This window comes from Legionella norrlandica (assembly GCF_000770585.1).
GTDB lineage: Bacteria > Pseudomonadota > Gammaproteobacteria > Legionellales > Legionellaceae > Legionella > Legionella norrlandica.
Genome location: NZ_JNCF01000151.1, coordinates 1 through 278 on the forward strand (window position 1 = coordinate 1; position 278 = coordinate 278).

A 278-nucleotide genomic window follows, 5' to 3' on the forward strand; every position below is an offset into this window, starting at 1 on the left:
TTTTTTTAATTTTTTTAAAAACAATAAAATTTTCGGACTTTAATGGTAGAAATATTCTTTATATTTACGCTTAAAGTAATAGCTTACAATACAGCTTAATTTTAATCACTACATATTGTGCTTATGAATTAAAAAGAAAATTAAATCAACTCTGGTGATTTAATTAATTTTTTGCTAATCTTCATTATTCAAATATGGTGACTCTATTGGTCCCCTCGCGACGATAGATTGTGAACCCCGTCAGGCCCGGAAGGGAGCAGCGGTAGCAGTTGATGCGG

At 31.7% G+C, this 278-nt stretch carries 1 other RNA gene; it reads left to right on the forward strand.

Going from position 1 to position 278, the window contains the following annotated elements:
* Window positions 1-204: 204 nt before the first annotated feature.
* Window positions 205-278, forward strand: an RNA gene (gene ffs, locus OK13_RS14355) — signal recognition particle sRNA small type; the annotation flags it as partial.